Consider the following 8,521-nt stretch of genomic DNA (forward strand, 5'->3'; position numbering starts at 1 on the left):
CAGCGATCAGGCCAGGCAAGGCGTCGGCCAACTGCGCCCAGGGCGCACGCACCGGTTCCAGCACCCGCCCCAGCGGATGACGCGAACGCTGCGTGTTCCAGCTGCGCAGCTCCTCGCCCCACCAGGCCAGCTTGGCATCGACCGGCGTGGTATCACCGGTTGTATTGAGCATGTCATCGAACTCCTGCAGCAGCGCGAACCACGCCACCGCACGGGCACGATCGGCCTCATCGACGAAACGCTCCACGAAGGTCCATTCCGGCCACCGCGCACGCCATTTGTCCAGGAAGCTGTCCAGCGCACTACTCACGTCATACCTCGAATAATTGGATCAGACCGAAGCCCGATAAACGGTCGGCCACGCCGCCGGCTGGCACAGTTCATGTGGCAGCGTGCAGATGCGGTTGGCCTCCCAGGTGGCCGGGTCATCGTCGTCCAGCCGGTACCCCCACAACGCCGCCACCGAGGGCATCCCGGCTGCACGGGCGGCGACGATATCGCGCTCGTCATCGCCCACGTAGACACAGCTCGTCACGGCCATACCGATGCGTTGCGCCGCCACCTGCAATGGCAGCGGGTGCGGCTTGCGTTCGGCCAGCGTGTCACCGCCGATCAGTACTGCGCAACGTTGCTCCCAGCCCAGCTGCGGCACGATCAGCCGCGCCAGATACTCCGGCTTGTTGGTGACAATGCCCCAGCGGGCACCGGCCTGTTCCAACGCCTCGAGCATCGGCTCGATACCGTCGAACAGGCGCGCGTACTGGCCGATCAGCGACTCGTAGATGTCCAGGAATTCCGGGATCAGCGCATGCCGCTCGCTCTCTGCCATCTGCGGGAAGGCCACTTCCAGCATCGCCCGCGAGCCTTTGGACACTACCGGCCGCAGCTGCTCCGGAGCCACCGGCGGCATCTGTCGCGCCTCGCGCATACGGTTGGCGGTGGCGACGAAATCCGGTGCACTGTCCAGCAAGGTGCCGTCCAGATCGAACAGCACCGCCGCCGGAAACGCCGCCGAAGTCATGCCTGTTCCGGTTTGACCGCGTAGGCAGGTAATTGATGTCGGTGCGGCTGCTCAGGCGGGCGCGGTTGCGCCACGGCTCGTAGGCCATGCCGGACACGTCCTGCAGCGACAGGTCGGCCTCGCGCAACCATGCGCCCAGCTCGGCCGGCTTGATGAATTCCTGGTAGTGGTGCGTGCCCTTGGGCAGCAACCGGGCAATGTACTCGGCGCCGACAATGGCCACCGCAAAGGCCGCCGCGGTGCGGTTGATGGTGGACAGGAACAGCTTGCCGCCCGGACGCAGCAGGCGCTGGCAGGCGGCGATGATCGCGCCCGGGTCCGGCACGTGCTCGAGCATTTCCATGCAGGTGACCACGTCGAACGCACCGGGCTGCTCGGCGGCCAGATCCTCGGCGGCCTGCACCCGGTAATAGACCTGCACGCCCGACTCCAGGCCATGCAGGCGCGCGACCTTGACCAGTTCCGGCGCCAGATCGATCGCGGTGACGTTCGCGCCTTCTTTGGCCAGCGCCTCGCTGAGCAGGCCGCCGCCGCAGCCGATGTCCAGCACCTTGGCGCCGCGCAGCATGACGCGATCGGAAACGTATTTCAGCCGCACCGGGTTGAGCGCGTGCAGCGGCTTTTGCGGGCCATCCGCGTCCCACCAGCGGTTGGCCAGCGCGGCGAACTTGTCCAGTTCGGCCTGATCGAAATTGGTGGAGCTGGAAGCTGCGCTCATATCGGTTTCCTCTTGCGGCCGCGCGTGGCGGCCGGTTGCGCGGTCAGGCGCGGATGGTACGGATGCGGTCGCGCCACTGGCGCGCATTGGCGGTGATCGCGGCAATGTCCATATCGACCAGCTGACGCTGGACCAGCTTGGGCCTGCCTGCAATCCAGACATCGCTGACCTGGTGGCGACCGGCGGCATACACCAGCTGCGACAGCACGTGATGCAGGGGTTGGGTCTCCAGCGCCGACAGGTCCACGCAGGCCAGATCGGCCTGTTTGCCGACCTCGATCGAGCCGATGCGGTCGCCAAAGCCCAGCGCGCGTGCGCCGCCCAGCGTGGCCGCACGCAACGTGGTCGCCGCATCCAGCGCGGTGGCATCGTTAGCCACAGCCTTGGCCAGGATCGCCGCGGTGCGGTTCTCGCTGAACATGTCCAGATCGTTGTTGCTGGCGCAGCCGTCGGTACCGATGGCCAGGTTCACGCCGGCCTTTGCCAGCGCGCAGGCCGGGCAGAAGCCCGAGGCCAGCTTCAGATTCGATTCCGGACAATGCACCACGCTGACGCCCCGTTCGGCGCACAGGTGGATCTCGGCCTCGGTCAGCTGAGTCATATGCACCGCGATCAGGCGCTCGTTGACCAGCCCCAGCCGGTCCAGCCGCGCCAGCGGGCGCTGGCCGTGCAGCTTGATCGAGTCGCTGACTTCCTGCGCGGTTTCATGCGTGTGCAGATGCACCCGCATATCGAGCTGGTCGGACAGCATCCGCACCCGCTCGAAGTTGGCATCGTTCACCGTATAGGGCGCGTGTGGCGCAAACGCGGTGCCGATCAGCGCATCGCCGCGCCAGGCATCGTGCAGCTCGGCGGCACGGGCGAAGTATTCATCATCGCTCCTGGCCCAGGCGCTGGGGAAATCGATGATCACCGAACCCACCAGCGCGCGGAAGCCGTGCTGCCGGTACACCGCAGCCTGCACGTCGGCGAAGAAGTAGTTCTCGTTGGCGCAGGTGGTGCCACCGCGCAGCATCTCGGCAATGGCCAGACGGGTGCCATCGGCGACGAACTCCGGTCCGATCACCGCCGCTTCCACCGGCCAGATGTGCTCGCGCAGCCACGTCATCAATGGCAGGTCGTCGGCCACGCCACGCAGCAGCGTCATCGGGTTGTGCGTGTGCGCATTGACCAGGCCCGGGATCAGCGCCGCTTCCGGGCGCGACACCACTTCTTTGGCCCTGAATCGCTGGCGCGCTTCGGCGCGCGGCAACACTGCCACGATCGTGCCATCGGCCACCGCCACGGCGTGGTCTTCCAGCACCACCGCATGCGGCTCGATCGGCACCACGTAACCGGCTTCGATCAGAAGATCACATGGCTGGGGTTGCACTTCACTCACGGTCATCACCACCTACAGGACAGGTTCCGGCGGACGCCGGATGCGAACAGGCGCCGCATCCCCCACACCTGCAGCGCGAAGCTGTGGGTGAAGGGTGGCGGCGCCTGCATCGTGTTGCTTACTTGACGCGCGCGGAGTATTCGCCCGAACGCGTATCAACCTTGATGATTTCATCCTGGTTGACGAACAGCGGCACACGGACCACCGCCCCGGTCTCCAGCGTGGCCGGTTTGCCGCCGCCACCGGAGGTGTCACCCCGCACGCCCGGATCGGTCTCGGTGATCTTCAGTTCGACGAAGTTCGGCGGCTGCACGAAGATCGGCTGGCCGTTGAACAGCGTGACCACGCAGTCCTCCTCGCCCTTGAGCCACTTCTCGGCGCCGCCCATGCCGGCCTTGTCGGCCTGCACCTGCTCGAAGGATTCCGGATCCATGAAGTGCCAGTACTCGCCATCGGCGTACAGGAAGCGCATGTCGGTATCGACCACGTCCGCGGCTTCCAGATCGTCGGTCGCCTTCATGGTGATTTCCTGCACGCGGCCGGACCGGATCAGACGGTACTTGACGCGCGTGAACGCCTGGCCCTTGCCCGGCTTGACGTATTCGGTATCGGTGATGACCGCTGGTTCGTTATTGACCAGGATCTTCATCCCGTTCTTGACGTCATTCATGCCGTAAGTGGCCATACTGAAACTCCTGGAAAAGACGAAACCGCCGCGGGGAGCGGCCGGCCGGATTAGAATGGAACGCCCGCCGTCAGGTGGGGCATCTGTTTTCTGACCGCCAATGATAACCGCAGCCCCCGCCCTCACTCCAGAAAAAGCCGTCATCCCCTTGCCTGCGCCCCGCTGGCAGGAGCACTGGCGGCAGGCGATCCGCGACCCGGCCCAGCTGCTGGCGGCGCTGGCGCTGGATCCCCAGGAGCTGGGAGTTTCGGCCGAGGCACTGGCGCAGTTCCCGCTGCGGGTACCGCGCAGCTTTGTGGCGCGGATGCGGCGCGCGGACCCGTCCGATCCGCTGTTGCGGCAGGTGCTGCCGATTGACGCGGAAATGCAGGTCGTCCCCGGATTCAGTTTCGATGCGGTCGGCGATGGGGCCGCCAAGAAGGCCACCGGCGTGATCCAGAAGTACCGTGGCCGCGCCCTGCTGGTCGCCACCGGCAGCTGCGCCATCCATTGCCGCTACTGCTTCCGCCGCCATTTCGACTATGCCGGGGAGAACGCCGCCCGCAACGGCTGGGAAGACGCGGTAGCCGCGATCGCCGCCGATCCCTCGATCGACGAGATCATCCTCTCCGGCGGCGATCCGCTGTCGCTGACTACCGCCAAACTGGCCGAACTGACCACCGCCCTGGCAGGCATCGCGCACATCAGGCGGCTGCGCATCCACAGCCGCCTGCCGGTGGTGTTGCCCGAGCGGGTGGATGAGGAGCTGGTGCAGTGGCTGGACCAGCTCCCTTGGCCGGTGGCGTTCGTGATCCACGCCAACCATGCGCAGGAATTCGACACGGCGGTGGATGCCGCGCTCGCCCGCCTGCGCGGCACCGGTGCCCAGCTGCTGAACCAGGCCGTGCTGCTGCGCGGGGTCAATGACGACCTGGATGCCCTGGCCGCATTGAGCGAACGCAGCTTCGCCGCCGGGGTATTGCCGTATTACCTGCATCAACTGGACCGGGTGCAGGGTGTGGCCCATTTCGAAGTCAGCGACGAGCGCGCAACCGCCCTGCATGCCGGGCTGATGGCCCGGCTGTCAGGCTACTTGGTGCCGAAACTGGTGCGCGAACTTCCCGGCGATACCAGCAAACGTCCACTCTGATTCAGCAGGACTCGATGACGGTCGCGTCGATCAGGCGCACCAGATCGTCCGTCTCCAGCGGGCGGCTGAGCCAGTAGCCCTGGGCCAGATCGCAGCCACGCTGCTCCAGCAGATCGAACTGGCCCTGCTGCTCGATACCCTCGGCCACCACGGTGATGCCCAGCGCGTGGGCCATGGCGATGATCGCCGTGGTCAGCGCCAGATCATCCGGATCGCGCTGCAGGTCGGCGACAAAACTGCGGTCGATCTTGACCCCGTCCACCGGCACCTGGCGCAGATGGCTCAAGCCGGAGAAGCCGGTGCCGAAATCATCCAGCCACACCTTCACGCCGGTGCGATGCAGCTTTTCCAGCAAAGAGGCGGCCAGCATCTCATCGCCGATCACCGCCGTTTCGGTCAGCTCCAGATGCAAGCGCGAAGCGGCCAAGCCGGAACTGCGCAGACAACGCCCCACCTCGCCGATCAGATCGCCATTGCGCAACTGTCGCGGTGAAATGTTGACGGAGACAAACAGTTCCTCGCCGGACGCATTGCGCGGCCACTGCCGTGCCTGGTGGCAGGCCGCGTCCAGCACCTTGGGCCCGAGCTGCTGGATCAGCCCGCTTTGCTCGGCCACATCGATGAAGACCGTCGGTGGAATGGCGCCCAGCACCGGATGCTGCCAGCGCAGCAGCACTTCAGCGCCCACCAGCATGCGGTCGCGGGTACGGAATATCGGCTGATAGACCAGTCGCAGCTCGCCCCGATCCCATGCTCCGCGCAACTCCTGCTCCAGATGCAGGCGCCGCTCCACGGCGTGATCCATCGCCCGGTTGTAGTAGCGGAAACAGTTCTTGCCGGCCATCTTGGCCTGGTACATGGCGATGTCGCCGTTCTTGAGCAGCGCACTGGCATCACCGGCATCCTCCGGGAACAAGGTGATGCCAATGGAGCTGCCCAGGAAAATCTCGCGCCCCTGCACATTCAGCGCCTGCCCCAGATCACACACCAGGCGCTCGGCCAGCCGCGTGGCGGTACTGCCCGCCGCGCCACGGCCATCGCCGATCAGGATCACGAACTCATCACCACCAAAGCGCGCCAGCAGCGCCTCATCGTCGCCCTCCTGCTCCAGCGCGCCGGCGATGCGCTGGGCGAACTGCAGCAGCGCCTCGTCGCCCGCCTCGTGCCCCAGGGTGTCATTGACCCGCTTGAACTCATCGATATCGACAAACAGCAGGGCCAGGGCACCACCGGAGGCGCGCGCGCCCAGCAGCCGGTGATCGAGCGCCTCGCGAAACGCCAGCCGGTTGGTCAGCCCGGTCAGCGCATCGGTGTAGGCCATCTGCCGCACTTCCCGGTCATGCTTGGCAATGCTCTGGCTCATGCGGCCGAACGTGCGGATCAGCTCTCCCACCTCGCCGCCGAGCCGGGTGCTCTGCGCCTGCACCTGGTAATCGCCGGCCTCGATCTGTCGCGCCGCACTGCCCAGCCAGCGGATCGGGCGCACCAGCGTGCGCTGCACATACAAGCCCATCACGCAGGCAAAACCGATCAGCGCCGCCATCAGCAACAGTCCCCACCCCAGCTGCCGGCGCCCGCTCTCGCGCATGCGCAGTTCAAGCATCTGCAGGGCCTCGGCCTGTTGCGTCTGCATCTGCGACAGGCCCATCCCCAACCGCAACCCGCCAATCGGCTGCCCGCCAATGCGGATTGGCAGATCCACCTCCAGCACCGACGGCGATTCCTGCACCCGCAGCGCCGTGGCGGCGATCGCGCCCTGTGCCAGCGGGTCCTGCATCTGCCGCCCGTAGCTGGCCACGTCCATCGAACCGTCGTGGATCAAACGCCCCTCCGGATCATGCACCAGCACATAGCTGACCGCCTTCTGGCTGACGGTGTTGCGCACCACCGCGCCGATCGCATCCAGATCCGAGTAGTACAGCGGATTCACCAGCGCCTCCGCCAACGACTCGGCCAGCGCCACGCCCTGCTTGCGAACGCCCTGCTGCAGAACCTGTGCCACCACTTCGCCGCTGATCCGCAACACCTCGCGCTGCGTCGCGGCCTGCCGTGCCAGTATCAACGCCACAATCGCAGCGACCACCAGCAAGGCTCCGGCCATCGCGAGCAGGAAGCGCGCCTGCAATCCGAAGCGGATCTGTTTCATTCCACCTCCATCCGCACACGTACCAGACCGGCACGCAGGCGGGCCAGTGCACGCTGATTGGCAGGGTCCACGGCGTGGAAGCCGGTCGTGCCGAAAAACTTGTGCAGCGCCACCCTGGCCTGCGGATCCCGGCTGGCCTCCAGCAGCACCTCTTGCAACCGCCTGCGCACCGCCGGGTCCAGATCCCGCCGCACCATTTCCAGTGCACGCGGCAGCGGTTCGCTGCGATGGATCACCCGCAGGTCCGTACGGAACGCTGGCGGCACACTGCGCGCGTCCTCCCAGTCCAGGTTGCTGATCACGCCGGCATCGACCAGACGCTTGTGCACATAGGTGGAGATGTTCAATTCCGACCGGGCAAAGACATAGCCCACCGAATCGGCGGCGGGCACATCCTTCGGGCTGAGGAGTATTTCCGGCTGCACGCCGTGATCGAGCAAGGTCATCGCCGGCACCAGGTAGGCGCTGGTGGAGAGCACGCTCTGCATCGCCAGCGTGCGACCGCGCAGATCCTCCAACCGGGTGACCGGGCTGTCACGGCGGACGAAGAACACACTCCGATAGCTGCTGACGCCGTTGCGCTCGGTCAGCAGCAGCGGCCGTGCGCCGGCACGCTGCTCCAGTGCCATGCCGGTACCCGAGGTCTCGGTAACCCAGTCCACCCGGCCACGACGCAGGTAGCTGGCCATCTGCTGGGCATCCTTGGCCATCAGTATCCGGCCCTCACGGATCCCCACATCACGCATGCGCGGGACGACGTAGTCCAGCAGAGGCTTCAGCTGGTCATAGTGGGCCTTCGGATCATCGCTGATCCGCCCCAGTACCAGCACCGAACGCTCCATCGCCGCTGCCGCGATTGGCTGCAGTGCAGCCAATGCCAGCGCGGCTCCCCACAGCCATCGCAGCACACCCAAAACGGCCACTCCCCTGTTGACCGTCCAAGCGTACCGGAAATCACGAAGCGTGATTCACCTCTCAGTCATGTCGCTGTGCGGCCAGCCGCGCCATGCGCTGCGCATCGGACAGGATGCCGCGCAGCAGTCGCACTTCCTGCTCGCTCAATTCGGCCTTCATGAACAGGCGCCGCAACTTGCGCATCGCCGATTCCGGCGCGCGGCCCTTGTGGAAATCGATCTGGTCCAGGGTATCGCCCAGCTGTCCGAACAGGCCTTCGATCTGCGAATGGCTGGCCGGCGTATCGTCCTGACCGGGGGGCTGATCGGCCGCTGCCAGCGGCGCGCCGCGGGGGCTTTCCAGCGCCGCCATACGCACCTCGTAGGCCAGCACCTGCACTGCAGCCGCCAGATTCAGCGAGCTGAACCCGGGATCCGACGGAATATGCACGGCGGCGTGGCACAGCTGCAGCTCGTCATTGGTCAGCCCCGTGCGCTCGCGACCGAACACGAACGCCACCCTCCGCCGGTTCCCCCGCCTTGGCGAC

At 66.3% G+C, this 8,521-nt stretch carries 6 protein-coding genes and 3 pseudogenes; 1 reads left to right on the forward strand and 8 read right to left on the reverse strand.

Going from position 1 to position 8,521, the window contains the following annotated elements:
• The 5 genes and pseudogenes from JCM9942_RS07000 to efp form a co-directional block, all read right to left on the reverse strand.
• A pseudogene (locus tag JCM9942_RS07000) lies at window positions 1-310 on the reverse strand (phytoene/squalene synthase family protein); the annotation flags it as partial.
• Window positions 311-331: 21 nt separating this feature from the next.
• Entirely contained in the window at window positions 332-1,021 is a 690-nt protein-coding gene (locus tag JCM9942_RS07005) for a phosphoglycolate phosphatase (protein ID WP_054658687.1), read from the reverse strand.
• Window positions 1,018-1,739: pseudogene (gene ubiG, locus JCM9942_RS18180) on the reverse strand (bifunctional 2-polyprenyl-6-hydroxyphenol methylase/3-demethylubiquinol 3-O-methyltransferase UbiG). The gene JCM9942_RS07005 and the pseudogene ubiG overlap by 4 nt, the downstream one beginning before the upstream one ends.
• A 43-nt stretch (window positions 1,740-1,782) precedes the next feature.
• On the reverse strand, window positions 1,783-3,126 hold the full coding sequence (locus JCM9942_RS07015) for a TRZ/ATZ family hydrolase (protein WP_054658691.1): 1,344 nt from the start codon (window positions 3,124-3,126) through the stop codon (window positions 1,783-1,785).
• A gap of 112 nt (window positions 3,127-3,238) precedes the next feature.
• Complete coding sequence (efp, locus tag JCM9942_RS07020; RefSeq protein ID WP_054658693.1) at window positions 3,239-3,805, reverse strand: elongation factor P; 567 nt, start codon at window positions 3,803-3,805, stop codon at window positions 3,239-3,241.
• Window positions 3,806-3,905: 100 nt separating this feature from the next.
• Between efp and epmB the strand changes: the two genes are divergently transcribed.
• Window positions 3,906-4,934, forward strand: a complete 1,029-nt coding sequence (epmB, locus tag JCM9942_RS07025; protein WP_054658695.1) for an EF-P beta-lysylation protein EpmB — start codon at window positions 3,906-3,908, stop codon at window positions 4,932-4,934.
• A gap of 1 nt (window position 4,935) precedes the next feature.
• Here the strand turns inward: epmB and JCM9942_RS07030 are convergent, their stop codons facing one another.
• The 3 genes and pseudogenes from JCM9942_RS07030 to JCM9942_RS07040 form a co-directional block, all read right to left on the reverse strand.
• Window positions 4,936-7,080: a putative bifunctional diguanylate cyclase/phosphodiesterase gene (locus tag JCM9942_RS07030; RefSeq protein WP_054658697.1), complete on the reverse strand. Its 2,145-nt coding sequence runs from the start codon at window positions 7,078-7,080 to the stop codon at window positions 4,936-4,938.
• The gene (locus tag JCM9942_RS07035; protein WP_054658699.1) at window positions 7,077-8,003 is read right to left on the reverse strand and encodes a phosphate/phosphite/phosphonate ABC transporter substrate-binding protein; all 927 of its coding nucleotides are present in this window, start codon (window positions 8,001-8,003) and stop codon (window positions 7,077-7,079) included. The genes JCM9942_RS07030 and JCM9942_RS07035 overlap by 4 nt, the downstream gene beginning before the upstream one ends.
• Window positions 8,004-8,055: 52 nt before the next feature.
• Window positions 8,056-8,521: pseudogene (locus JCM9942_RS07040) on the reverse strand (RNA methyltransferase); the annotation flags it as partial.

The sequence above is a fragment of the Stenotrophomonas pictorum JCM 9942 genome (assembly GCF_001310775.1).
Classification (GTDB): Bacteria; Pseudomonadota; Gammaproteobacteria; order Xanthomonadales; family Xanthomonadaceae; genus Stenotrophomonas; species Stenotrophomonas pictorum.

What these genes read in the sequence shown, in the direction of transcription:
- JCM9942_RS07005 (WP_054658687.1), bottom strand. Translation starts at nt 1,021, where the DNA reads ATGACTTCGGCGGCGTTTCCGGCGGCGGTGCTGTTCGATCTGGACGGC.
- JCM9942_RS07015 (WP_054658691.1), bottom strand. Translation starts at nt 3,126, where the DNA reads ATGACCGTGAGTGAAGTGCAACCCCAGCCATGTGATCTTCTGATCGAA.
- efp (WP_054658693.1), bottom strand. Translation starts at nt 3,805, where the DNA reads ATGGCCACTTACGGCATGAATGACGTCAAGAACGGGATGAAGATCCTG.
- epmB (WP_054658695.1), top strand. Translation starts at nt 3,906, where the DNA reads ATGATAACCGCAGCCCCCGCCCTCACTCCAGAAAAAGCCGTCATCCCC.
- JCM9942_RS07030 (WP_054658697.1), bottom strand. Translation starts at nt 7,080, where the DNA reads ATGAAACAGATCCGCTTCGGATTGCAGGCGCGCTTCCTGCTCGCGATG.